A 22,604-nucleotide genomic window follows, 5' to 3' on the forward strand; every position below is an offset into this window, starting at 1 on the left:
CCGATCGCGTGACTGCCTTTGCTTTTTGGTTTTTTTTCGTTATCATAACGAACCTTTCCTGTGGGCCGTTAGCTCAGTCGGTAGAGCATCGCACTTTTAATGCGGTGGTCGCTGGTTCGAATCCAGCACGGCCCATCCCCACCCAGCTGTTCAGCCGCGAAACAACCCCCGAAATACCTCATCGAGCTGGGCCTCCGCCTCTTCCAAAGCCTCCGGCAAACAAGCCGCAGGCAAATGGAGAAAGGCCAACAGCGCTGTAGGCTCGACGGCTTCCGCGGGGAAGACCTCCGCCAGGCTTAAGCGGCTGGCCAAGGTCACCAAGGCGGTCTCTCGGGCAAAAGACCCTGCCTCCCCAGGGGAGCCATGCCAGCGCAAGGTGGCGACGAACACTTCCGGCAAGCGCCAGCGCCGAGCCAGCTCGGCGGCCAGTTGGTAATGATCAAAACCATAGATCCGACGTTCGGCCTCGATTTCCTCGATCCCCTCCGCTTTGGTCAAAAGCTCTGCCGCGCGGCCTAACTCGGGGATCTTGGCGTAAATCACCAAACGCCCGATTTCGTGCAGCAGGCCGCAGACGAAAACCGATTGCAGCGACTTGGCTTGCGCATGGCGGCGGGCGAGTGCCCTGGCCAGCAACCCTGTGCGCACGCTGACGCGCCAGAAAGCGCGCATATCCAGCAAGCGATTAGGTAGGCGGCTGAAGCGTTCGACCACCCAAGTCGCCAAGATCAGATCGCGCAGCTCCTTAAGGCCGATCATAGCGATGGCGCGTGAGATGGAAGTGATCTGCCTGGGAAACCCGTAAAACGCGCTGTTGACCAGGCGCAACAAACGCGCCGCCGTCCCCGGATCGTGTTCGATCACCCGCTCGGCGTCGTAGACGGTTTTGGCTGGATCGTCGAGGATCTCGCATAGCCTTAAGAAAACTTCCGGCGGAGAAGCCAGCTTCACCTCGCCCGCCAGCAAAGTCTCCACGGCGAGCCGGTTGGTACCGAAGGTCACCATGACAGGATGGCCGTTAAACGTTAAGATTTGTCGGTTAAAAAAACGCCTTTAAGCGATGGCTTGTTTGGTAAAAATAGGCTATAAGTCACAAAAAAACCAATTTGGATTTTGCGCCCGCGCGCAGCTATGACCAAGCCTTTCGACCAAGCCATCCTCGTCGCCGATCCCAACGATCATCACCGTCAACAGATAACAAACATCCTCGCTCAACACGGCTTCGAGCGCGTTTATTGCGCTGCCGACGGCGCCCATTTGGCCGAGCTGCTCAAAGCCAAGCTCGATCTGGGTTTGATCGTCTTGAGCGAACGCCTGCCCGATTGCCAACTCGCCGAACTGTGCCGGGTTTTGGTCGATGAGCCCGGCGAGCTTAACGTGCCGATTCTTGTGCTTTTGGAGCCTCCGCCTGCCGACCCGAGCCAGCGCGAGGCCTTACGGTCCCTTCAAGCCCATGGGGTGATCTTGGTAGAAAAGCCGCTCCGAGCGCAGGATTTCCTCCCGCTGGTGCAGCTTGCGCTGGTGCTCCGAGACGAACGCCGCCAGCGGCATCGACTTGAGGAAGAAGTATTGACCGAACTGGCCGAACATAAAATCCTTGAAGCCAGGCTCAAATACTTGGTCCTCCACGACGAACTGACCGGCATCGGCAACCGCCGCCGCCTTGAGCAAATCCTGCAACTGGCCATCCACCACTGTCAGGCCTACAAGCAAGAAAGCGCCCTCCTTTACTTGGACCTGGACCGCTTCAATGTCATCAACGACCTTGAGGGACATGACGCCGGCGACCGCTTGTTGGTGGAGGTGGTCAATCTGCTCCGCCACACCGTGACCGATAAGTGCACCCTCGCTCGGATCGGGGCCGACGAGTTCTGTATCCACCTTCCCGGCGCCGATCAGGGAAAAGCCCTAGCAACCGCCGAAACCATCCGCCAGGCGATGGATGAGTTTCGCTTTTTGACCCCCAACGACTGTTACCACATCTCCGTCAGCATCGGCGTTGCTTTGCTCTCGCCCGCGCTTCCTATCCAGCATCCCAACGAATGGATCGCCAAAGCCCATCAGGCCTGTTACATCGCTAAAACCCACGGCCGCAACCTGGTCAACCTCTACGACGCCAAGGATCTCGCCGCCACCCATTTCAACGACGTCCGCTGGGTCCCGCTACTGCGCGCCGCCCTCAAGCAGGAACGGTTCCAGTTGGTCTTCCAGCCGGTCGTCCGCCTCAAAGACGGCCTGATCAGCCACTACGAGGTGTTGCTTAGGATGTTGGGGGAAAACGGCAAAATCTTTACCCCGGATGCGTTTATTCCAGTGGCCGAGCGCATGGGGCTGATTCATAACATCGACTTGTGGGTGGTCGAACACGCGATCGATTTTCTAAGCTCCTTACCTTCGGACCAAAATCACGTGGCTCTCACCGTCAATCTGTCCGGTCACGCCTTCCAAAACCACAAGCTGTTGCCTTTCTTGGAAGAAAAATTAGAATCGACGTGGGTTTCCCCCAAGCGCCTGATTTTCGAGATCACGGAAACCGCCGCGATCGCCAATTTCGAGCGTACCTTAAGCGTGATCGCCAAATTACGCTCTCTAGGCTGCGGCTTTGCCTTGGACGACTTCGGCACCGGGTTCAGCTCCTTCGAATACATCAAAAATTTTCCTGTCGACTACGTCAAAATCGATGGCCAATTCGTGCAGAATCTGCCCAACGACGAAACCGACCGCGTGCTGGTCAAGGCCATCGTCGAGATCGCTCACAAGCTGGGCAAACAAGTGATCGCCGAATACATCGAAACCTCTTCCACCTTAAACTTACTCCGCGGCCTGGACGTGGATTACGGGCAAGGCTTTCTTTTAGGCAAGCCAAAGCCTAAGTTGCTTGACTGCAAGACCATCGCTTTGACTGCCATTGCAACCGCCGACCGTCCATTAGTGAATTAGATCCTGCATGCCCACACCACCCCGCCACAGACGCCGCCGACTGCGTAGCCGGCGCAGACCGACTGCCGCGCGCACTTGGCTCGGGCTTGCCTTAGGGGGGCTCTTAGGTCTTGGCCTGATTGCGCTCACAATCTATCTCGGCTATTTGGATCGCCTCATCCGCGAGCAATTCGAGGGGCGACGCTGGGCTTTGCCGGCCAACGTGTACGCCGCTCCAATAGAAATGTATGCCGGCTTGAAGCTGTCGCCTTTGCAGCTGGAGGGCTTGCTCAAGCAACTCAATTACCGGTACGATCCGAATTTGAGCAGCCAAGCCAGTTACTACCGGCAAGGCAGCCAGGTTTTCTTACGCACCCGCGCATTTCACTTTCCCGACGGCCCCGAGCCTAGCCACCGGGTCGGCTTGAGTTTTGCCGGCGAACAAGTGGCCAGGCTCTACGACCTCGAACAGAAAACCGAGCTGCCCTTGCTGCGCTTAGATCCAGTGCAAATTGGGAGTTTCTATCCGGGGCGCAAAGAGGATCGCGTCCTGGTCCGCCTCAGCGAGGTTCCACCGCTGCTCGTCAAAATCCTGCTGACCGTCGAAGACCGGGATTTTTACCAGCATCACGGCATTTCGCCGCGGGCGATCGCGCGCGCGCTGTGGTCCGACATCAAGGCTCTAAAGCTTGTGCAGGGCGGAAGCACCATCACCCAGCAACTGGTGAAGAATTTCTTCTTAAGCGCCGAGCGCAGCCTCTGGCGCAAGCTCAACGAGGCGCTGATGGCGTTGATTTTGGAGGTGCGTTACAGCAAGGACGAAATTCTAGAAGCCTATCTCAACGAAATCTATCTAGGGCAAGACGGCGCCCGCGCGATCCACGGTTTTGCGCTTGCGAGCGAATTTTACTTCAGCCGCCCCCTGGCCGAGCTCAAACCGCACCACATGGCCCTTTTGGTCGGCTTGATCCGCGGGCCCAATTATTACGATCCCCGCCGCCATCCCAAGCGGGCGCTCGCGCGCCGCAACCTGGTTTTGGACCTGTGCGCTGAAGAGGGGGTAATCGACGCCGCCACTTTAGCCCAAGCCAAGCGCCTGCCGTTGGAGGTGACGCCCTACTTCCACCGCCCCAGCGCCCGCTACCCGGCCTTTTTGGATCTGGTCAAACGGCACCTTACCCTGGAGTACAAAGAGGAAGACCTCACCTCGGAAGGCTTGAAGATCTTCACCACTTTAGACGTGCGCGTTCAAGAGGCGCTGGAGCAGACCGCCGCAGCCACGTTGACGCAGCTCGAACAAGGTTACCGGCTCGATCGCCTAGAAACCGCCACCCTCGTCACCCGCCGCGACAGCGGAGAAATCGTGGCTTTGACCGGCGGCCGCGATCCGCGCCAGGCCGGCTTCAACCGCGCCCTAGACAGCGCGCGCCCGATCGGATCGTTGGTGAAACCGGCAGTTTACCTTACGGCCTTGGCGCAACCGGAGCGCTACACCGTCATTACCCCATTACCGGACGTCCCGGTGCAGATCAAAAACGCCGACGGCACTTTCTGGCGGCCGCAGAATTACGACCGCAAGCCGCATGGTCAGGTGCCGCTCCACTGGGCGCTGGCCCAGTCCTACAACCTTGCCACCGTGCATCTGGGCCTAGAGCTGGGTCTGGACCGAGTCGTCGATACCCTACGCCGATTGGGAGTTAGCCGCGAGCTCGCGCGCTACCCCTCGCTGCTCTTGGGAGCGGTCGAGCTGTCTCCGCTGGAAGTCGCGCAGATGTACCAAACCTTGGCCAACCAGGGGTTTAATACCCCTTTGCGCGCCATCCATGCGGTCTTAGCCAACGACAACCGCCCGCTTCAGCGCTATCCCTTGACGGTCCAACAGGCGATCGATCCCGGACCGGTGTACCTCTTAAACACCATTTTGCAGGAAGTCGTCAGTCAAGGCACCGCAAGCTCGGCTTATCGGATCCTGCCCAGGTCCATGCAGGTAGCCGGCAAGACCGGAACCACCGATGATCTACGCGACAGCTGGTTTGCCGGCTTCAGCGGCGATTATCTGGCAGTCACGTGGATCGGGCGCGACGACAACTCGCCCACGCGGCTGACCGGGGCCAGCGGCGCGCTCCAGCTCTGGGCCAGGCTCATGGCTAAAATCTCCGCTCAGCCTTTGGCTTTGACCCAACCGGAAACGGTGGAATGGGTCTGGATCGACTCGACCAGCGGCCTCAAAGCCGAGGAAAACTGTAGAGGAGCCCGGCAATTTCCTTTCCTGCGCGGCTCGGCGCCCACGGAGACCGCCCCTTGTGCTCAGGATATTCAGCCGTGGCTCAAACGCTGGTTTTAACGCCTATTGCGCAGCGCCATCCCGAGCGCCATGATCGCTGCCCCCATCACCGCCGCGGTCAGCGCCGTCGATTTCGAGGCCCCCAGCCCCAAGGCGCTATAACCACCCAACGCCGCTCCCAGACCGCTGAATGCCATCCCCCGCATCACCCGGCACAAAGCGCAGTCGCGGTCGTAACGCCGCATCGAGTCCTCCCATAGGTTATCTCTACTACCTCAATCCGCGCTAACAAAGGCAGATCAAAAGCGCTTGACCTTTGGCGCCTGCAACCGGCTTGCGATCAACGCGGCCAACATCGCCACGTGCGCGTCGCTGTCGTTGAGCGCTGGGATATAGCGGTACTGCTCGCCGCCGGCGGCGAGGAACAAGTTGCGGTTGACCACCGCGATCTCCTCTAAGGTCTCAAGGCAGTCTACGGCAAATCCAGGACAGACCACGTCCACTTTACGAATCCCCTCTTTGGGCAAGGACGCCAAGACCTCCGTGCAGTAAGGCCCAAGCCACTTGGCCGGTCCGAACCGCGATTGGAACACCACTTGCCAATCCGGCGCCCCCAGATCCAAGGCCTCGGCGATCAGGCAAGCCGAGGTCAGGCATTGATCGTAGTAGGGATCGCCTTGCGCGCGGCTCTTTTCGGGCAGGCCGTGGAAAGACAAGAGCAATCGCTCAGGGCGCCCGTGCTCCCGCCAAAAAGCCTTAATCTGCCCGGCGAGCGCCTCGATGTAAGCGGCTTCGGCGTGATAATCGTTCAAAAAATAACAGGCCGGCAGATACGGCCAACCGGAGAGAACTTGCGCGAACCGGTCAAATACCGCCGCCGTCGTGCTCTTGGAGTATTGAGGATAAAGCGGCCACACCAAGACTTCTTTTACCCCGCGCGCGCGCAGCGCCTCAAGCCCCGTCTTAAGGCTGGGCTCGCCGTAAACCATGCCTACTTCTACCTGCCACCCCGACGCCGCTTTAAGTTTTTGCGCCAGCCTTTGGGTATACACCCAAAGCGGGGAACCTTCCTCGAGCCAGATCGCCTGATACGACTTAGCCACCCGACGGGCGCGAAGCGGCGCGATGACGGTGTAAAGCAAGGACCGCCACCACAGCCCAGGCAGGTCAACCACCCGCCGATCTCCCAAAAACTCCCGCAAATACCGGCGGACCGCCGCCGCGGTCGGCGCTTTAGGGGTGCCCAGATTGACCAGCAAGATTCCCAAAGACATCGCTAAATTTTACGCCCGATGAGATTCAGAAATTCCGAACGCGTGCTGATGCGCTCGCGGAACAGGCCTAACATCGCCGAGGTGGTCATCACCGAGTTTTGTTTCTCCACCCCGCGCATCATCATGCACAAGTGCTTGGCCTCGATCACCACCGCCACCCCGCGCGGACGGATCGCAGTCTGGATGGCGTCGGCGATCTGCTTGGTCAATCGTTCCTGAATCTGCAGCCGTCTGGCATACATCTCCACGATCCGAGCGGTCTTGGACAGGCCGATTACTTTCCCCGCCGGAAGATAACCGATGTGGCATTTGCCGATAAAAGGCAAGAGGTGGTGCTCGCACAAGGAATACAATTCGATATCGCGCACGATCACCATGTCCTCGGTGTCGGCTTCGAAAATCGCGTTGTTGAGCACGCTCTCAAGCGACTGGTGGTAGCCGCTGGTAAGGTAGCGAAAAGCGGCCGCGGTGCGTTTGGGCGTATCGACCAATCCTTCGCGGTTTAAGTCCTCGCCGATGGCCTGGATGAGCTCGGCAAAAATTTCCTCCAGTTTCACCCTACCCTCCCCGGGCAATGAGATCGTTCTAGTATACCCCGTTTCACCGCCTTAATGCCGGCCTTCAGCTGAGAAGGCAAGGCCGGTCGGGAAGCTCGTTGCCGGCCCGGTCGGGGCCTGGAAAGTGCCGCTTGAGCTTCTCCCCCACCGCGGCCACGCCGGCCAACAGCCCCTCCGCGAAACGACCCTGGCGAAACGCGGCCTCCATGGCTTGGCAGATCCTTTGCCATTCGTCCGGCCCTACTCGCCGGGCGAGGCCGCGGTCGGCGACGATCTCGACCTGGCGGTCGGCAAGCAGCAGATAGATCAACACGCCGTTGTTGTCTTCGGTATCCCACACTCGAAGCTTTTCGAACACCTCCAAGGCCCGCTCCCGTACCGACTGGCGGCGCAGCAGCCGGCGCCAGTCCAAGGCCGCCTCGACCGCCACACGGATCTCGCCGGTGTGCTCGCGTTCGCTTTGCGCAATCGCTTGCGCGATCGCCTGCAAAGCGCGCTCCGGCAACACCCGCCGCAGTCGCCAAGGCGGATAACAAAGGTGCTTGACCAGCCGGGCTAAAAACCTTACCACCGCCCCGAAGCCCCGCCGCCGCTAAACCCCCCGCCGCCACCGCGGAAACCGCCGTCGCCCGATCCCAAACCCCAGCGGAAACCGGCGCTGCCTCCGTACCAACCGCGCGGACCGGCCTCAAATCCGCCAAGGACAGCCATGAACACGAACAGCCCTAGAACTAAGGCCAGCAACAGCGGCGTCCCTGTGAGCACGGCCAGCGCGCCGACTCCGCCGCCGGCGAGCAGCGCCGCCGGCAAGGGGCCAAGCAGCCGCCTGAGCCATTGCCCGCCGAAAACCCCGGCGATAACGCTGACGATCAACCCATCCGATCCGGCGCGCGGGGCACTGCGCTTGCGCTCAGGCGGCGGCAGCGGCTCGCCGCGGATAAGCTCCATGATTTGGGTTATCCCCGCTTCCAATCCACCGTAAAAGTCCTTTTGCCGGAACTTGGGGATCATGATCTCCTCGATGACGCGTTTGGCGATGGCGTCCGGAATCGCCCCTTCCAGACCGCGCCCGACTTCGATGCGCACGCGGCGGTCCTGGACGGCAAGCAGGACCAACAGGCCATCGTCCACTCCGGCCCGCCCCAGCTTCCAGGCCTCGACCACCCGAATCGCGTAGGCTTCGATGGGTTCGGGTTGGGTCGTGGGCACGATCAGCACCGCGATCTGACTGCCCGTTTCGGCCTCGAACGCAGCCAGCCGCCTATCCAGTTCTGCCCGCTGGCTGGGCGTCAAAGTTTCGGTCAGGTCCACCACCCGCCCGCTAAGCTCAGGCACCCTAAGCTGGGCCCAAGCCACCGCCGCGACCAGCGCCACCACCCAAGCGCTAAGACAAAGCGGTTTGGTCATTCAAAGCTCACCTTGGGCGGGGTCGAAAGGGCGCGTTCGTTTTCTACGCCAAAACTCGGCTTGGGCTCAAATCCGAACAGCTTGGCAGTCAGGTTGGTGGGAAACGAGCGCACCGTGACGTTGTAAGCCTGCACCGCCTGAATGTAGCGGTTCCTGGCTACCGTAATGCGGTTTTCGGTCCCTTCGAGCTGCGCTTGCAGGTCGCGGAACAGCGCGTCGGCCTTAAGTTGGGGATAGTTTTCCACCACCGCCAGCAGGCGGGACAAGGCGCTTGTAAGCTCGCTTTGCGCCGCTTGGAAGCGCGCCAAGGCTTCAGGATCGGCCAGCATCTTTGGGCTGACCTGAAGGCTTCCCACCTTGGCGCGCGCTTCCACGACCTGCGCCAGGACTTCTTTTTCGTGGGCAGCGTAGCCTTTGACCACCTCGACCAAGTTGGGGACCAGGTCGGCGCGCCTTTGATACTGATTGATCACCTCCGCCCACGCGGCTTTGACTTGCTCGTCCTGCTGCTGCAGAGTGTTGTAGCCGCAGCCGGGCAACAACAAAATCACCAACAAACTTACCCACGGCATACGCTTCTTCCTCATCCGCGCGCACACTTCAACCGCCGCCAGGCTTCCGCCAGCTGCGACAGCCCAAAGTACACTAGACCCGCAGGCAGCCAGAGCCGCACCGGCAACTGGGTAAGGCTGGAAAACAAGCCGGTGGCCAAAGCCGCAACCAGCCACAACCCGCCCATGAACAACACCGGCCGATAGTCCGGCCGGGAATAATGAAACCACCCCAACCAGACCTGCACCGCCACCAAAACGAACACCACCGCCATGAAGCTTAAATTCACATGGCCATAAAGCCGCATCACGAGCTCGGGAAACACCCATTCGGGGTGAAACAACACCCAAAGCCCACCCAACACCGACAGCCAGACTGCAAACTGAAAATTGATCCGCACCGCTTCCATCCCAACCTCCTCTTGCCAAAGTTTTTCGATTATCGCCCAAGCGCCTCTCTAAGCCACTTGGCCTCGCGCGCGCCCAAGTTCAAGCCAAGCGCCGCTTCCCGAGCTCGATCCGACATCTTGCGCCAGGTTTTAGCGAGGATCTCGACGATTTTCGTCTCGCTATGGCCTTGCGCGAAGGGGGCCAAATAATATTCAAGAAACACCAAACAAGCGCAATCTTCCACCCACTGGACCTTAGGATCCCGGCGCAGTCCTTGTTTTTGCAAGATCCGCCGAACGCCAGCGATTTCAGCCTCGCGGTATCCGGCCGCCGCCAGCAGCTGGGCCGCCTTGTCCGCATGCAGCCGGTAGAGAAAAGTACGCCACTCTAGATAGCCGCGCCTTCCCGGCGGATAAGACGCCCGCGGCACCAGCCAGCGGCAGGTGTGCTGGGCGCGCGCCGCGAGGAACACCTCTTCCGGCGCGTCGGGGACAAGGCGCATAAGCCACGCGGTCATCCGCAGGCCGTACAGATAGGTTTTGGGATACGCGAGCCCCTGCCAGAACTCCCACTCGGGATCCTGCGCGTTGGCCTGATCGATCAGCGCTACCGCCCGCAAAAACCGCCGCGCGTCCATGGTTCAATTAAAATTTGACCGAGACGCAGATTGTGGCATAAAAGTAGGCGTTACCGCCAACCGAAGAGGAAGCCTCATGCACGTATTCATCACCGGCGGCACCGGCTTCATCGGCCGTGCGCTGTGCCAATCGCTGCTCGCCCAGGGCCATACCCTGACGGTCTTAAGCCGCCGGCCCGACGCCCAAGTTCAGGCAATCTGCGGCCAAGTGGGAGTGGTCCGGGCACTAGCCGAGCTTACCCCAACGCATCGTTTCGACGCCGTCGTGAACCTGGCCGGCGAACCGATCTTCGGCCCCCCTTGGACTGAAAAGCGCAAAACGATCTTATGGGACAGCCGGGTGACGCTCACCGAGCGCCTGGTCGCCTGGATCGCTCAGGCCGAGACCAAGCCGAAGGTGCTGGTGTCCGGCTCGGCGGTAGGCTATTACGGCGACCAGGGGGACCAAATCTTAGACGAGGCCAGCCCACCGGTAGAAAAAGGCTTCGGCCAGCGCCTGTGCGCCGCCTGGGAAGCCGCCGCAAGCGCCGCCGAAGAGCACGGGGTGCGGGTCTGCCGCCTGCGCACCGGTTTGGTGCTGGGCCGAGATGGGGGGTTGTTGGCGCGCATGCTGCCGATCTTCAAGCTGGGATTGGGCGGCCGCTTAGGCGGCGGCCGGCAGTGGATGAGCTGGATCCATCTGAGCGACCACGTCCGCATCACCCAAACCCTCCTTGGCGACGACCGGCTCTCTGGGCCGTTCAACGCCTGCGCCCCGGAACCGGTCACCAACGCCGAATTCACTCAGGTTCTGGCGCGCCTCATCAAGCGTCCAGCCTGCCTGCCGGTCCCCGCTTTGGCGATCCGGCTGGCTTTGGGGGAGATGGGGGAACTCTTGCTCTCCAGTCAAAGGGTGTACCCTAAGCGCCTGCAAGAGGCAGGCTTTGCGTTTCAATTTCCGACCCTAGAGGCCGCTCTTAAGGAGGTGCTGGCAGCTTAATCTCCGGGGCGGCGAGCGGGAGATCAAACAGCGACTTGGGCAGCTTGGTCTCGCGCCAATCCAAGTACTCCACGCCTTGCCCGGGCCGCACCACCGCCGCAAGCTGAAAGTCTCCCGCCTGCCCGCGCACCTCCACGTTCATCCCGAAGGCGGCCCCGGCTAAGGCGTGAAAATTCACTCCAGGCAGCGTGGGCAAAGGCAACCCCCCTGCCCCCGCTATCTGTTGGCTCCGCGCTTGAACGAAGCCGTCTACGAAGGCTGGATCCATGCCAGGCAAGGCCAGCAGCACTTCTTTGGGCGCAAGGTAAGGATTGACGCCGGCCTGGCCGCTGTAGACGGTGACCCAAGGCAAAAGCGCCTGGGTCAGCTCGGACGTCATCCCCAGCACCAGCCCCACCTCGGCCACCGAGTCGAAAGGCGCATCGGCGGGTTCGTAATTTAGCCCGGCGGCGCGGTAGTCGTCGGCTTCGGCGCCATTGACGCGGCGGTCGCGATCGCCGTCGCGCCAGTCGAGGATGGCCGAGGCAAGCGCCGCCGCCCGGTCGGGATCTTGGGTGAGATAAGTCAGAATCGCCCGGAGCAAGCCTTCATCGGCCTGGTTCAAATCCACTTTGCCGCCTTCGTCCACGACCTGGACGCGGACCTCCAATTCGTCCAGAACCAGCGCGTAGACGCTGCCGTCGGCGCGAAAGCGCCGCTCTGAGTCCGGCTGGGTGAGCATGAACGCGGCATATTGGATCCCTGCCTCGGCCGCCGCCCGCAGCTTGGCCGCTTCGGCCAAATTGACGGCAAGGCGCGCTTCGCGCCGCACCCCTAAGCCAAAGCTCGCCGCCAACAAGCTAAGCGCCGCCACCACCCACAATACCACCACCAGCGCCGCCCCCGCCTGCCGAACCATCAGAACAAAGGCTGCCCCAAAAGTCTTTGTTGGAATTGAGCGCCGACAGCGCGGGCGGTTTGGATAGTCAACGGAACTATGTAAGGCGGCCAGCTCTCCCCTCGGCGCTCCACCTCGACCCACACCGCCTTGGGCAGCACCGTGCCCTCCCAACGGTCGACCCATTCTCCCGGCCCGCCGTTGCCCTCCTGCCAGTAGGCGAACCGCACCGCCGCCACGTCCTCCAGCAGGACCTGATCGCGCGCTTCTTCCTCGCCTTCCGGCATCGTCCCGTCCGCCCGCGCGACCCGAACCCGAAGGTCCTGGCCGCGCGGATGCTTGGGCGCAAGATACAGGGTAAAGCGATTCAAGCCCCGGGCGCCGGCGGCGTGCTCAAGGAAGGCGACAAACTCAAGTTGCGAGGCCGAACCGTTCAGCCCGAACGACGGCGAGCCCGCCGACCCGCGCCACACCCGCGCCTGCCCGAGGACGTGGCGCAAGAAGCGCTCGAGCGCCAGCCGCCCGCCTATCTGCTCGGCGCGCACCTCGCCGGCCTCCCAAACCCGCCGCGCCATCTGCAGGGCGCTAAACACCAAAGCCAGCATCAGGCCGAACAAAGCCACCGCGATCAAGACTTCCAGCAAGGTAAACCCTCTAGCTGGCCGCATTGGTCTGCTCTCCGATCCGCAAGGTGGTCAGACTATACGTTTTCGGGCGGCCGGCTTCAAACCAAGAGACCGTCACTTCCACGTAAAAGAGCTGCCAGCGCGCTTGCCCGGCGAGGACAGGCGAAGGCGCCACCGGAATCACCTTGAGCTTGAAGCGCAGGTCTTTGGGCCATTCTCCCTGGTATTCCCCTGCCGCCAGCGGGATCTCGGTCCCGACGCGAGCCAGCTGCGACTGCGCCAGGGTCGCGGCGCGCGCCAGCTGTTCGGCGTCTCCTAAAAGCCGCGCCCCACCGCCGAAGGCCTGCATTAAGACGGCCACAGAAAGCGCCATCAAGGTGAAAGCGACCACGACCTCGAGCAGCGAGAAGCCGCGTTCAGCCGGCATGCGCGGCGACGCTGACGCGGCCGGTAAGCCAATGGACGTCCACGCGCTTGGCCAACCCAAACTGGCGCAAAACGATCCGGCCGCCGGTGGCCGAACCGTCGGGGAAAAACCGGATGCCGCCCACACCCGGACCGATCCGTTCGGTCTCGGCGGTCGAAAGCCGAAGCTCGATGGATTTAGGCAAGCGCCTGGGCCGATCTCGGTCGATGCGGTAAGTATGCGCGGCCACGTCCAGGAAAAACACCACCTCTCGTCCCTGCGCCAGGGCGATGCCGCGCGCGTGGCGAAGCCCTGAGGCCACTTCCCGAACCGCGCTCTGAAAGCGCACGCTTTCTAAAGTCTTGATGAAGTTGGGCGCCACATACGCAAAGCCTAAGGCCGCAATCGCCAGCGCCACGATCAGCTCGAGCAAGGTAAAGCCATCAGAACGCCAACTCATTGACGCTCACCACCGCCACCAGGATCGACAGGATGATCGCCGCGATCGCTGCGCCTAGGCCCACGATCAGCGCCGGCTCGAGCAAGGTCAAAAATCGCTGCACGGCGATTCTGACCTCGCCCTCATAGATCTCGGCCATCTTCGCCAGCATGGGTGCCAGTTTCCCCGTCTCTTCTCCCAGCTTGATCATCTGCAGCGCCAGGATCGGGAAGTAGCCGGCTTCTTCCAGGGCCGCCGACATCTCCCCCCCCTCCTTGATGCGCCCTGCGGCCTGGGCTACCGCCTCGGCGAGCACCAGGTTGCCCAAGGTATCCCGGACGATCCCTAAAGCGGCAAGCAAAGGCACCCCCGCTTCGAGCAAGGTCGAAAGCGTCTGCGCCAGGCGCGCCACGTCCAGCTTGATCCACAACTCGCCCACCAACGGCAGCCCAAGCAGCCGGCGGTGAAAGCGGTAGCGCACTTCAGGACGCGCCAGCCGCGCCTGTCCCAGGCGGATCAGCCCCAAAGCCCCGATCAAGGCGAACAAGCCATAACGGCGGATCCCATCGGCTAAGCCTATCACGATCTGGGTCGCGACCGGCAGCTCTTTGCCCGCGCTTTGGAACATTTCCTCGAACTGCGGCACCACAAAGGTGAGCAAGGCAAGCAAGGACAGGATCGCCACGACCACCAAAATCGCAGGATAAATGAGCGCCGTCAGAACGTTGGACTTGAGCGCCTGGGCGCGCTCTAAATAATCGGCCAACCGCTCGAGCACGCTTTCTAACGCGCCGCCGGCCTCCCCCGCACGGACCATGCTCACGTACAGCTTGGGGAACAAGCCGCCTTCGGCTTCCAACGCCGCCGACAGCTGCACCCCGCCCTTGACCCGTTCCAGAATCCGCTCGCTTAAGGCAAAAAGCGCCGAGTTTTCGGGAAATATCGACAGCAACACCTTGAGGCCGCGATCGAGCGGCAGGCCCGCGGACAGCAGGGTCGCCAATTCGCGGGTGAACAAGGTGAGCTCCTTAGATTTGAGCTTGTTTCTTGCCTTTCCCCGCCGCAGCCAGCCCAAAGCGCCGCCTGCCTTCGCTACCCGGACCGGCAGCAGGCCTTCTTCTTGGAGCTGGCGGATCAATGCGGTCTCGTCTTGGGCTTCGCGCAGGGCTTCGACGGTTTCTCCGGTGCGGCTGACCGCTTTGACGAGGAAGGTAGGCATCAGACGACGTCGGTGGTCACGCGCAGGATTTCTTCCAGAGTCGTTTTCCCGGCGATGGCTTTGTTTAGACCGTCCTGGTACATGGTGAGCATGCCTTCCGCGATCGCGACCTCTTCGATCTCGCGCGCTTGCGCATGGCGCAGCACCAGGCGGCGGATGGTGTCCGAGACGACCAGAAACTCCATGATCGCCAGCCGTCCGCGGTAGCCTATGCCGTTGCAGTGCTTGCACCCCACCGGCTGGTACAACACCGGCTCGCGCCCGGCCAAAAAGCGGCCAAGACCGGTTTCCTCGACCACTTCCGGCAGCACCGGATACGGCGCCTTGCAGCGCTCGCACAGGCGGCGGACCAAGCGCTGCGCCAAAATCCCGTTGACGGTGGAGGTGAGCAGATAATCTTCCAGACCCATATCCAAAAGCCGCGTGATCCCGCTGGAAGCGTCGTTGGTATGCAGGGTGGAAAGCACCAAGTGCCCGGTGAGAGCGGCCTGCACCGCGATCCTGGCGGTTTCGAGATCGCGCATCTCGCCGATCATGATCACGTCCGGGTCCTGGCGCATGATGGAGCGCAAGGCGTTGGCAAAGGTCAGGCCGATCGCCGGTTTGACTTGGATCTGGTTGACGCCGTTCAACTGGTATTCCACCGGATCCTCGACGGTGATGATCTTGCGCTCGGGGCGATTGAGCTTGTCCAAGGCGGTATAGAGGGTGGTGCTCTTGCCGCTGCCGGTGGGGCCGGTGATGAGGAGGATGCCGTGGGGCAGTTCGAGCACGCTCGTAAACCGCCGTTCGAGCTCCGGCTCAAACCCTAAGGCGGCAAAGTCCAAAGTCACCTGCTCTTTGTCCAACAGGCGGATCACTACGCTCTCGCCGTACAGGGTCGGCACCGTAGAGACGCGCAAATCCAACTCCTTACCCTGCACCTGCGCCTTGATCCGGCCGTCCTGCGGCAGGCGGCGCTCGGCGATGTTGAGGTTGGCCATGAGCTTGACCCGCGAGATCACCGCCGCCGCCGAGCGCACCGCCGGCGGGTCGATGGGACGCAAGATCCCGTCGATCCTAAGGCGCACCTTAAGCTGATCTTCGAACGGCTCGATGTGGATGTCGGAGGCGCGAAGTTCCACCGCCTGCTGCAGGATCAGGTTGACGGTGCGGATCACCGGCGCCTCGGAGGCCATGTCCTTGAGTTGTTCGACGTCGGCCTCGTCCAACTCCGCATCGAAGGTCTGGATCCCCGATTCTTCCGCGCTCTGCTCGTACTGGCGCTTTAACGCCTTGTCGATGTCGCTGAGCACCCCGACCTTAAGCTCAACCCGACGGCCGGTGGCCAAAGCCAGCGCTTGGCCAAGGAATTCGTCCAAAGGATCGGCGACTGCGACCACCAGGCGATCGCCCAAGTCGGCCACCCCGACCGCGTGGCGCAAGCGCAAGAAGCGGCAAGAGACGCTTTCCGGCAGCGGCGGAACGGCCGGGTAATCGACCGCCGCCACCTGTTCTAAGCCGGAGACTTCGGCCAGAGCGTCGGCGACGTCCTTCTCGGCCACCAGCCCGAGCCGGATCAACAACACCGGCAGGGTGTCCTCACCGGTTTCCTCGAGCACCCTCCGCGCGCGCTGCAAGTCGGCGGGGCGCAGCTTGCCTGTCTCGACCAAGCGCTTGGCGAAAGCCTCGTAAGACGAAGACTCCAAGGCCTCAGCAGCGACCGCGGCCATGGTTCGCTATCCTTTTTTAAGCCGCCGATACGGGACCTTTTCGGACACCGCAAGCCCCGTCCCAGGAAGCCCCGCCGTCACCCTCACTCCACCGCGGCCAAAGGTCAGCCAAAACCCGGGCCGGCCTACCGACAGGGAGATCCCGGTCTTGGTGAGATTCAAATACAAAAACCCGGGAACGATGGGGATGCGGCGTTGAAACCTAAGATGCATTTTAGTTGCCCGGCGCGACTGGCGTCAGCCATTCGGGATGATCTTTGCGGCGGCCGTGGACGTAGTCAAAATACACGCTCTGGAGCTTCTCGGTGATCGGGCCGCGGGTCCCATCGCCGATAATCCGCCCGTCGACCTCACGAATGGGGGTAATCTCGGCGGCGGTGCCGGTGAAAAAGGCCTCGTCGGCGATGTAGACCTCGTCGCGGGTGATGCGCTTTTCGATCACCTCCAGGCCAAGCTCGCGGGCGATGGTGATGACCGTGTCGCGGGTGATGCCTTCGAGCACCGCGGTCAAATCGGGCGTGTAGAGCTTGCCGGCGCGCACGATGAACAGGTTCTCGCCGCTGCCCTCGGCCGCGTAGCCCTGCGAGTCGAGCAGCAGGGCCTCGTCGTAGCCGCAATCCAAAGCTTCCTGCAAGGCGAGCATGGAGTTGACGTAGTTGCCGTTGGCCTTGGCCTTGCACATCAGGCTGTTGACGTGATTGCGGGTGTACGAGGAGGTGCGCACCCGAATCCCCCGCTTGAGGTTTTCGGCGCCCAGATAAGCCCCCCACTCCCACGCCGCCACCATGACGTGCACTTTTAGGTTGTCGGCCCTAAGCCCCATGCCTTCGGCGCCGTAGAAGCACATCGGGCGGATGTAGGCGCTGTCCAACCGGTTGCGCCAGACCACCTCGCACTGGATGCGGTTGAGGGTCGCCTTATCGTACGGGATCGTCATGCGCATGATGTGGGCCGAGCGGAACAGCCGGTCGGTGTGGTCGTACAGGCGAAAGATCGCCGTCCCGTGTTGGCCGTAATACGCCCTAAGCCCCTCAAACACCCCTGCGCCGTAATGCAGCGTGTGGGTGAGCACGTGCACTTTGGCTTCGCGCCACGGCACCCATTCCCCATCGAGCCAGATTTCGCCGTCTTTGTCGTGTATCGCCATGTTCAAATTTCTCTTTCGGAAGATTCGAGCAATTGTCGCCACAGGCGGGCTACTTCGGCCCGCTCGGCGCAAAACGCCTCTTGACCCACCCACGCCGGCTGTTCCTCCAGCGCCAGGCGATGCAGGCAGGACCTAAACTGCAAATAAGTCGCCTGCAGGAAACGCGCCTCCTTTTGCGTCAGCCAGCCAACTTCCGCCAGCGCCTCCAACAAGCGCAGGTTGTCGGTGTAACCGAACGCCTCCGGGCGCCTGTGGGCATAGGCTAAGCAGCCGAATTGTACTATAAACTCGATGTCCACCACACCGCCTAAACCGTGCTTGAGGTCGAAGCGGGCCGCGTCGGAGCGGTCGAGGTGCCGGCGCATCTTCTCCCGCATCGCCACCACGTCCCGGCGCAGCTTGGCAAGATCTCGCTTAAGGCACAAAATCTCCAAACGCACCCGTTCGAAGGCGCTTTTAAGCTCCGCATCCCCGGCCACCGGTCGCGCCCGGACCAAAGCCTGGTGCTCCCAGGTCCAGGCCGACTCGCGCTGGTAGCGCGCGAACGCAGCGAGGCTGGTGACTAAAAGACCGGCGTTGCCGCTGGGACGCAAACGCATGTCGATCGCATACAGCACCCCCGACAACATCGGCGTGGTCAGGATAAAACATAGCCGCTGGCCGAGGCGGATGAAAAATTGCGAAAGCGGAACCGGGCGCGGGCCTTGGGTTTGGGCTTCGGCTTCGCCCCGATACAGGAAGACCAAATCCAAGTCCGAACCGTAACCCAACTCGATTCCCCCCAGCTTGCCGTAGCCGACGACGATAAAATCCCGCACCGCGTCCGCCCCCGCCCCCGGCGGCGGGCCGTGCTTTTCGGCCACTTGCCGCCACGCCAGAGCAACCGCCTTCTCCAATACGACCTCGGCGATGGCGGTCAGATAATCGCTGACCACGCGGGTAGGAATCGCCCCGGCGAGGTCCGCCGCCGCCACGCGCAGCACGTGGGTTTGCTTAAAATGGCGCAAGGCATTGAGCAGCGCCTCGTCGTCGCGCCGATCCAGCCCGCTCAAGCGCCGCTCCAAATCCGCTTCGAGCTGTTTGCGGGTCAGGGGCGCATAGAGGACGCGCGGATCGATCAATTCGTCCAGCAAGAGCGGGAATCGGGTCAATTGGCCAGCAATCCAAGGGCTAGCCGCGACCAATCGGATCAGCTGGCTCAAGGCGCTTGGATTTTCCGCCAGCAAGGTAAGGTAGGCGCTGCGGCCGGCGATGGCCTCGAGCAGATCGAGCAGACGCCCAAGCACCTGGTCCGGCGCCCGGCAGCGGCCGGCGGCCTCGAGCAAGGCCGGCATCAGCCGGTCCAACTCCGCGGCGGCTTTGGCGGTCAGGCAGCGGACCGGGCGGGCACTTTTAAACGCCTGCAAGCGCTCTAAACTGGCCTTGGGCTCGCGGTAGCCGAGCTCGGCCAGCTGCGACCGCAGCCGATCTTCCTCCTCGACCCCACGCCAAACCTGCGCTCCCAAGCCCTCTGCAGTCGCCTCCGGCAAGGCGAACACCCGCTCAAACAGAGTTTGGACTCGGCGGCGCACCGCATCCAGACGCTGCTTCAACGCCTCCCAATCGGCCACTCCCATCCCTAAAGCCAACCGTTGCCTGCCTGCCTCGTCTTGCGGCAGGCGCTGGGTCTGCTCGTCGGCGTATTCTTGCAAGCGGTTTTCGACTTGGCGTAAGAACCGGTACGCCGCAATCAGGGCGTCGGCTTCCTCCGGGGGTAAAAAACCCAATTCCTGCAGGCGGGCCAAAGTCACCAGCAAGCGCGGATCCCTTAAGCTGGGCTCGCGGCCCCCGCGGATCAGCTGAAACACTTGGGCGATGAATTCGATCTCGCGGATCCCCCCCGGTCCCAGTTTGATGTCGTCGAGGCGGTCGCGGCGTTTCAATTCCTCCATGATCTTGCGCTTGAGCTCGCGCAGCGCTCCCAACGCCCCGTAGTCGAGATAGCGGCGATAAACGAAAGGCTTGAGGCTCTCGACCAGGCGCGCTCCGGCCTCCAAGTCGCCGGCCACCGGCCGGGCTTTGATCATGGCGTAGCGCTCCCAGTCCCGGCCCTGGGATTGGTAGTAGATGTCCATCGCCTCGAAGCTGAGCACCAAGGGGCCGCTGTCGCCGAACGGGCGCAGCCGAGTATCGATGCGGAACACAAACCCGTCTTCGGTCGGGGCGTGCAGCGCTTTGATCAGGTCCCGGCACAGGCGCAGGTAAAACTCCTGGTAACTGAGCCCAGAACGCTCCGCCAAGCGGCCGTCGTGCTCGAAAGCAAAGATCAGATCGACGTCGGAGGAAAAATTGAGCTCCCAACCCCCGAGCTTGCCCATCCCCAACACCACCGGATACTGCGGCCGCCCGTCCGGGCCGCAGGGCGTGCCAAAGCGCGAACACGCCCGCCGGAACAGCCACTTGAGCGCCGCCTGCAGGCAAGCCTCAGCCAGCAAGGAAAGCTCGCACAAGGTATCCTCGATAGGCGCCCAGCCGGCGATGTCGCGCCAGGCGATACGCACCATCTCGCGGTTACGGTACTGGCGCAAGCGCCTTTGCAGCTCGGTAAATTCCGTAACCTCCTCGAGCGTCGCGGTAAGCTCCCCAAGGTATTTCCCCGCCCGCCCAGGCGCCTTAAGATCGCCGCCGGCGACCAGTTCCGCAAACACCTTGGGGCGCCTCGCGCACTGCTCGGCGACAAAGCGGCTGACCGCAAACACCAAGGGGGCGCTCGCCAGTACCGGCGCGTCTTCCGGGACGTTTATCCCGGCCTGGGAAGCCGCCTCCAAAAATTGCCCCCAAGAGATCTCAGCCGACTGGCGAAGCGCAGAAGGCAAAGCGGAAAAATCCGGCGGCATCGGCGCAAAAATATTTAAAGGCTAGGCGAGCCAGGGCCTAAGTGGGTTCTTTCGTAATTTTCCTGGCACGCACGACAACGCTTGGCGGTCGGATACGCTTTCAGCCGCTCGATTTCGATCGGCCGCTCGCAGTCGCTGCAGATCCCGTAACTGCCTTCGGCGATGCGGATCAAGGCCGCGTCGATGTCGCGGATTTCTTGGATGTGGCGGTCGATGCTCGCCAGATTGAGGTCCACCAAAAGATCGGCCATCGCCTGCTCTTCCACGTCGTGGACTCGTCCAGCCAGCTCCAGGTATTGCTCCTCGTCGCTGCGCAAAAGCTCAGCTCTTATCTCCTCCCGCAAGGCGCGGTAGCGCTCTTTGAGCAATCGTCTGAATTCGTTCAGCTGTTGGTCGGTCAATACTTGTTCCATGCGTTTTAACCCAAAGTTCGACGAAATGAGTCCTCTTGTTGCAATATAATTGCACGATTTTTTCAATTAAAGAGGTTGGCGAAAATGAAAGCGGGTTTTGTTCTCCTAGCCCTACTGGCCGTGCTTTTCGTGCTTCCCGTCACCTGCTCTGGAAGTCGCGAAATCCACGCCTCTTCCTTAAAAAGCGCCTATCAATCCGCGCGCATCGTGAAGAATTATATCCGCGACGATTCCCAGCGCCTGGCGTTTCAGATCGCTTTTGGCACCCTCCAGCAAATCAAGACTGAGGAAGGAGGAGAAGCGGCGTTCTTAAAAACCGTAGACGGCAAAACCGCCGAGGAAATCATCGCCCTCGCCCGCGAAGAAGTCAACGCCCGCATCGCCAAAGGCGACAAACGCTTTGCTAAGTACTCGTCCTGGGACGCCATGGTCCAGCAATTGACCCAAAATACGCCCAAAGTCCTAGGCAGCGAGCGCGAACAGCGCGCTTACGAATAAAAATTTTTGGCCACCGCGTTCGTAAGCGGCGCGGTGACCGGACGGCCGCCTGCCAAAGCGACGACCTCATCGGCCAGGGCGAAAGAGCGATCGTGGCTGCTGATCACCAGGCTGATTCCTTGTTCGCGGACCAAGCGCAACAGCAACCCTTCGAGCCGCCTGCGCGCTTCCACGTCCAGATGGTTGAAAGGCTCGTCCAGGAGCAGCACCTCAGGCTTAAGCGCCAGACAACGGGCCAAGGCCACCAGCTGGCGCTGACCGCCTGAAAGCTGCGCCGCCGGTTGTTCGGGGTCGGTGCCAAACCCCACTTCCTCCAGCGCTGCCAGAGCCAACCTCCGGCGCAAGCGGCGCTCTACCCCGTGCAGCTTCAACCCCAACAGGACGTTGTCCAAGGCCGAGCCTTGCAGCAGATAAGGCTGCTGCATCACCCAACCGATACGCCGGCGAAGCGCGCGACCGACTTCCCGCGCGCGGACTCCGGCAAAGCGGATTTCTCCCTCGCTGGGCTGCTCCACCAGCGCCAAAAGACGCAGCAGGGTGCTCTTGCCGGCCCCGTTGGCTCCCACCAGCGCCGTCCACCTGCCGCGAGGGATAACAAGTTCGGGGATGGTCAACACCGCCTGCCCGCGGTAGCGCTGAACCACCCCTTGCAACTCGTACAAAGCGCTCAACTTTGCCTCCGCAGCCAGGTCAACAAACCGTTGACTAGAAACGCCACCGCCAACAGGATCAAGCCCAGCGCCAGCCCCAATTCGAATTCTCCTTTGCTGGTCTCGAGCGCGATGGCGGTGGTTAAGGTACGGGTCAAACCCTGGATGTTGCCGCCCAGCATCATCGCTATCCCCACCTCGCCGATCGCCCGACCAAAACCGGTCACCAGGGCCACGGCGACGCCGACGCGGGTTTCCCATAAAGTCCACTTAAGCCGTTGGCAACGACCGGCACCCAGGCTGGTCAGCGTGAGCCCAAGGCGCGGGTCGGCGCTTTGGACAGCCGTGCTGACCAGATGCACGATCAGCGGCAGCACCAAAACGGCTTGGCCGATCGCCACCGCCGCCGGGGTATACAGCAGCCCCCACTCGCCCAAGGGACCGCGGCGACTGAACAAGCCGTACAAGAACAACCCCACCACCACCGTAGGCAGCGCCGTCAGGCTGCCCAAAAATTGCTCCAGAAAGCGCTTGCCGGCAAATTCCCCCATCCCAAGCGCCCCGCCTAAGGGGACTGCAAATAACCCCGCCAGCCCCACGGCACTCAAAGAGATCGCAAGCGAAGTCAAAACGATTTGCCAGACTTGGGCGTCTCCGGAAAAGATCAGACCGAGCGCGGCGCGCAAAGAGGCTGCAAAGTAATCCATTCAGGTTAAAATATTTTTATTTAGCAAGAGGCAAAC

Annotated in this window: 25 protein-coding genes and 1 tRNA gene; 5 read left to right on the forward strand and 21 right to left on the reverse strand. The window is 61.9% G+C overall.

Annotated elements, in window-relative coordinates; translation table 11 throughout:
* Positions 1-62 precede the first annotated feature (62 nt).
* A tRNA-Lys gene (locus tag ACYQ3M_RS01015) sits at positions 63-135 on the forward strand.
* Positions 136-150: 15 nt separating this feature from the next.
* On the opposite strand, the gene ACYQ3M_RS01020 is transcribed toward ACYQ3M_RS01015, so the two are convergent.
* Positions 151-1,005, reverse strand: a complete 855-nt coding sequence (locus ACYQ3M_RS01020; protein ID WP_460034182.1) for an HDOD domain-containing protein — start codon at positions 1,003-1,005, stop codon at positions 151-153.
* A gap of 126 nt (positions 1,006-1,131) precedes the next feature.
* On the opposite strand from ACYQ3M_RS01020, the gene ACYQ3M_RS01025 reads away from it, so the two are divergent.
* Together ACYQ3M_RS01025 and mrcB are read left to right on the forward strand one after the other, a co-directional pair.
* Positions 1,132-2,940, forward strand: coding sequence for a putative bifunctional diguanylate cyclase/phosphodiesterase (locus ACYQ3M_RS01025; RefSeq protein ID WP_460034183.1), 1,809 nt, complete (start codon positions 1,132-1,134; stop codon positions 2,938-2,940).
* Between the two features lie 7 nt (positions 2,941-2,947).
* Entirely contained in the window at positions 2,948-5,263 is a 2,316-nt protein-coding gene (gene mrcB, locus ACYQ3M_RS01030) for a penicillin-binding protein 1B (protein ID WP_460034184.1), read from the forward strand.
* Here mrcB and ACYQ3M_RS01035 read toward each other — a convergent pair.
* From ACYQ3M_RS01035 to ACYQ3M_RS01070, 8 genes are all read right to left on the reverse strand, one after another.
* Positions 5,260-5,448 carry a hypothetical protein gene (locus tag ACYQ3M_RS01035; protein WP_460034185.1) on the reverse strand — a complete coding sequence of 63 codons (189 nt, stop codon included), beginning with the start codon at positions 5,446-5,448 and terminating at the stop codon, positions 5,260-5,262. The two genes, mrcB and ACYQ3M_RS01035, sit on opposite strands and share 4 nt — an antisense overlap.
* Before the next feature lie 54 nt (positions 5,449-5,502).
* Positions 5,503-6,477 (reverse strand): ferrochelatase, encoded by a 975-nt coding sequence (gene hemH / locus ACYQ3M_RS01040; RefSeq protein ID WP_460034186.1) that lies wholly within the window; start codon positions 6,475-6,477, stop codon positions 5,503-5,505.
* 2 nt (positions 6,478-6,479) lie between these two features.
* Positions 6,480-7,028, reverse strand: a complete 549-nt coding sequence (gene folE, locus ACYQ3M_RS01045; protein WP_460034341.1) for a GTP cyclohydrolase I FolE — start codon at positions 7,026-7,028, stop codon at positions 6,480-6,482.
* Positions 7,029-7,098: 70 nt separating this feature from the next.
* Positions 7,099-7,605 carry a TPM domain-containing protein gene (locus ACYQ3M_RS01050; RefSeq protein WP_460034187.1) on the reverse strand — a complete coding sequence of 169 codons (507 nt, stop codon included), beginning with the start codon at positions 7,603-7,605 and terminating at the stop codon, positions 7,099-7,101.
* A complete protein-coding gene (locus ACYQ3M_RS01055) occupies positions 7,599-8,441 on the reverse strand; it encodes a TPM domain-containing protein (protein WP_460034188.1) in 843 nt (280 codons plus the stop codon). The genes ACYQ3M_RS01050 and ACYQ3M_RS01055 overlap by 7 nt, the downstream gene beginning before the upstream one ends.
* Entirely contained in the window at positions 8,438-9,013 is a 576-nt protein-coding gene (locus ACYQ3M_RS01060; protein ID WP_460034189.1) for a LemA family protein, read from the reverse strand. Before ACYQ3M_RS01060 ends, ACYQ3M_RS01055 begins: the two co-directional genes overlap by 4 nt.
* An 11-nt stretch (positions 9,014-9,024) precedes the next feature.
* Positions 9,025-9,402, reverse strand: a complete 378-nt coding sequence (locus tag ACYQ3M_RS01065; RefSeq protein ID WP_460034190.1) for a hypothetical protein — start codon at positions 9,400-9,402, stop codon at positions 9,025-9,027.
* 29 nt (positions 9,403-9,431) lie between these two features.
* Positions 9,432-10,019, reverse strand: a complete 588-nt coding sequence (locus ACYQ3M_RS01070; RefSeq protein WP_460034191.1) for a DUF4202 domain-containing protein — start codon at positions 10,017-10,019, stop codon at positions 9,432-9,434.
* Between the two features lie 76 nt (positions 10,020-10,095).
* Here ACYQ3M_RS01070 and ACYQ3M_RS01075 point away from each other — a divergent pair, with 76 nt between their 5' ends.
* Positions 10,096-10,998: a TIGR01777 family oxidoreductase gene (locus ACYQ3M_RS01075; RefSeq protein WP_460034192.1), complete on the forward strand. Its 903-nt coding sequence runs from the start codon at positions 10,096-10,098 to the stop codon at positions 10,996-10,998.
* Here the strand turns inward: ACYQ3M_RS01075 and ACYQ3M_RS01080 are convergent.
* Genes ACYQ3M_RS01080 through ACYQ3M_RS01125 form a run of 10 tightly spaced genes read right to left on the reverse strand, consistent with a single transcriptional unit; the run spans position 10,976 to position 20,713 of the window.
* Positions 10,976-11,896 carry a type II secretion system minor pseudopilin gene (locus ACYQ3M_RS01080; protein ID WP_460034193.1) on the reverse strand — a complete coding sequence of 307 codons (921 nt, stop codon included), beginning with the start codon at positions 11,894-11,896 and terminating at the stop codon, positions 10,976-10,978. The two genes, ACYQ3M_RS01075 and ACYQ3M_RS01080, sit on opposite strands and share 23 nt — an antisense overlap.
* A complete protein-coding gene (locus ACYQ3M_RS01085; RefSeq protein WP_460034194.1) occupies positions 11,896-12,543 on the reverse strand; it encodes a type II secretion system protein GspJ in 648 nt (215 codons plus the stop codon). Before ACYQ3M_RS01085 ends, ACYQ3M_RS01080 begins: the two co-directional genes overlap by 1 nt.
* Entirely contained in the window at positions 12,530-12,928 is a 399-nt protein-coding gene (locus tag ACYQ3M_RS01090) for a type IV pilus modification PilV family protein (protein ID WP_460034195.1), read from the reverse strand. Before ACYQ3M_RS01090 ends, ACYQ3M_RS01085 begins: the two co-directional genes overlap by 14 nt.
* The gene (locus ACYQ3M_RS01095; protein ID WP_460034196.1) at positions 12,918-13,367 is read right to left on the reverse strand and encodes a GspH/FimT family pseudopilin; all 450 of its coding nucleotides are present in this window, start codon (positions 13,365-13,367) and stop codon (positions 12,918-12,920) included. Before ACYQ3M_RS01095 ends, ACYQ3M_RS01090 begins: the two co-directional genes overlap by 11 nt.
* The gene (locus tag ACYQ3M_RS01100; RefSeq protein ID WP_460034197.1) at positions 13,351-14,565 is read right to left on the reverse strand and encodes a type II secretion system F family protein; all 1,215 of its coding nucleotides are present in this window, start codon (positions 14,563-14,565) and stop codon (positions 13,351-13,353) included. Before ACYQ3M_RS01100 ends, ACYQ3M_RS01095 begins: the two co-directional genes overlap by 17 nt.
* The gene (gspE, locus tag ACYQ3M_RS01105) at positions 14,565-16,277 is read right to left on the reverse strand and encodes a type II secretion system ATPase GspE (protein WP_460034198.1); all 1,713 of its coding nucleotides are present in this window, start codon (positions 16,275-16,277) and stop codon (positions 14,565-14,567) included. Before gspE ends, ACYQ3M_RS01100 begins: the two co-directional genes overlap by 1 nt.
* A gap of 6 nt (positions 16,278-16,283) precedes the next feature.
* On the reverse strand, positions 16,284-16,490 hold the full coding sequence (locus ACYQ3M_RS01110) for a DUF4236 domain-containing protein (protein ID WP_460034199.1): 207 nt from the start codon (positions 16,488-16,490) through the stop codon (positions 16,284-16,286).
* A gap of 1 nt (position 16,491) precedes the next feature.
* Entirely contained in the window at positions 16,492-17,424 is a 933-nt protein-coding gene (locus ACYQ3M_RS01115) for a branched-chain amino acid transaminase (protein ID WP_460034200.1), read from the reverse strand.
* 2 nt (positions 17,425-17,426) lie between these two features.
* Positions 17,427-20,279, reverse strand: a complete 2,853-nt coding sequence (glnE, locus tag ACYQ3M_RS01120) for a bifunctional [glutamate--ammonia ligase]-adenylyl-L-tyrosine phosphorylase/[glutamate--ammonia-ligase] adenylyltransferase (RefSeq protein WP_460034201.1) — start codon at positions 20,277-20,279, stop codon at positions 17,427-17,429.
* Between the two features lie 35 nt (positions 20,280-20,314).
* Positions 20,315-20,713, reverse strand: coding sequence for a TraR/DksA family transcriptional regulator (locus tag ACYQ3M_RS01125; protein WP_460034202.1), 399 nt, complete (start codon positions 20,711-20,713; stop codon positions 20,315-20,317).
* Between the two features lie 84 nt (positions 20,714-20,797).
* On the opposite strand from ACYQ3M_RS01125, the gene ACYQ3M_RS01130 reads away from it, so the two are divergent.
* Positions 20,798-21,211, forward strand: coding sequence for a hypothetical protein (locus tag ACYQ3M_RS01130; RefSeq protein WP_460034203.1), 414 nt, complete (start codon positions 20,798-20,800; stop codon positions 21,209-21,211).
* On the opposite strand, the gene ACYQ3M_RS01135 is transcribed toward ACYQ3M_RS01130, so the two are convergent.
* Entirely contained in the window at positions 21,202-21,882 is a 681-nt protein-coding gene (locus ACYQ3M_RS01135) for an ATP-binding cassette domain-containing protein (RefSeq protein WP_460034204.1), read from the reverse strand. The two genes, ACYQ3M_RS01130 and ACYQ3M_RS01135, sit on opposite strands and share 10 nt — an antisense overlap.
* On the reverse strand, positions 21,879-22,568 hold the full coding sequence (locus ACYQ3M_RS01140; protein WP_460034205.1) for an ABC transporter permease: 690 nt from the start codon (positions 22,566-22,568) through the stop codon (positions 21,879-21,881). The genes ACYQ3M_RS01135 and ACYQ3M_RS01140 overlap by 4 nt, the downstream gene beginning before the upstream one ends.
* Positions 22,569-22,604 lie beyond the last annotated feature (36 nt).

The organism is Methylothermus subterraneus, assembly GCF_054656915.1.

Bases quoted from the DNA above. Each gene is read 5' to 3' on its own strand.
- ACYQ3M_RS01025 (WP_460034183.1), top strand. From the start codon at position 1,132: ATGACCAAGCCTTTCGACCAAGCCATCCTCGTCGCCGATCCCAACGAT.
- ACYQ3M_RS01020 (WP_460034182.1), bottom strand. From the start codon at position 1,005: ATGGTGACCTTCGGTACCAACCGGCTCGCCGTGGAGACTTTGCTGGCG.
- ACYQ3M_RS01090 (WP_460034195.1), bottom strand. From the start codon at position 12,928: ATGCCGGCTGAACGCGGCTTCTCGCTGCTCGAGGTCGTGGTCGCTTTC.
- hemH (WP_460034186.1), bottom strand. From the start codon at position 6,477: ATGTCTTTGGGAATCTTGCTGGTCAATCTGGGCACCCCTAAAGCGCCG.
- ACYQ3M_RS01055 (WP_460034188.1), bottom strand. From the start codon at position 8,441: ATGACCAAACCGCTTTGTCTTAGCGCTTGGGTGGTGGCGCTGGTCGCG.
- ACYQ3M_RS01140 (WP_460034205.1), bottom strand. From the start codon at position 22,568: ATGGATTACTTTGCAGCCTCTTTGCGCGCCGCGCTCGGTCTGATCTTT.
- ACYQ3M_RS01065 (WP_460034190.1), bottom strand. From the start codon at position 9,402: ATGGAAGCGGTGCGGATCAATTTTCAGTTTGCAGTCTGGCTGTCGGTG.
- ACYQ3M_RS01095 (WP_460034196.1), bottom strand. From the start codon at position 13,367: ATGAGTTGGCGTTCTGATGGCTTTACCTTGCTCGAGCTGATCGTGGCG.
- ACYQ3M_RS01075 (WP_460034192.1), top strand. From the start codon at position 10,096: ATGCACGTATTCATCACCGGCGGCACCGGCTTCATCGGCCGTGCGCTG.
- ACYQ3M_RS01110 (WP_460034199.1), bottom strand. From the start codon at position 16,490: ATGCATCTTAGGTTTCAACGCCGCATCCCCATCGTTCCCGGGTTTTTG.
- ACYQ3M_RS01060 (WP_460034189.1), bottom strand. From the start codon at position 9,013: ATGCCGTGGGTAAGTTTGTTGGTGATTTTGTTGTTGCCCGGCTGCGGC.
- ACYQ3M_RS01070 (WP_460034191.1), bottom strand. From the start codon at position 10,019: ATGGACGCGCGGCGGTTTTTGCGGGCGGTAGCGCTGATCGATCAGGCC.
- ACYQ3M_RS01100 (WP_460034197.1), bottom strand. From the start codon at position 14,565: ATGCCTACCTTCCTCGTCAAAGCGGTCAGCCGCACCGGAGAAACCGTC.
- gspE (WP_460034198.1), bottom strand. From the start codon at position 16,277: ATGGCCGCGGTCGCTGCTGAGGCCTTGGAGTCTTCGTCTTACGAGGCT.
- ACYQ3M_RS01130 (WP_460034203.1), top strand. From the start codon at position 20,798: ATGAAAGCGGGTTTTGTTCTCCTAGCCCTACTGGCCGTGCTTTTCGTG.
- ACYQ3M_RS01085 (WP_460034194.1), bottom strand. From the start codon at position 12,543: ATGCGGCCAGCTAGAGGGTTTACCTTGCTGGAAGTCTTGATCGCGGTG.
- ACYQ3M_RS01035 (WP_460034185.1), bottom strand. From the start codon at position 5,448: ATGCGGCGTTACGACCGCGACTGCGCTTTGTGCCGGGTGATGCGGGGG.
- ACYQ3M_RS01115 (WP_460034200.1), bottom strand. From the start codon at position 17,424: ATGGCGATACACGACAAAGACGGCGAAATCTGGCTCGATGGGGAATGG.
- ACYQ3M_RS01125 (WP_460034202.1), bottom strand. From the start codon at position 20,713: ATGGAACAAGTATTGACCGACCAACAGCTGAACGAATTCAGACGATTG.
- ACYQ3M_RS01080 (WP_460034193.1), bottom strand. From the start codon at position 11,896: ATGGTTCGGCAGGCGGGGGCGGCGCTGGTGGTGGTATTGTGGGTGGTG.
- mrcB (WP_460034184.1), top strand. From the start codon at position 2,948: ATGCCCACACCACCCCGCCACAGACGCCGCCGACTGCGTAGCCGGCGC.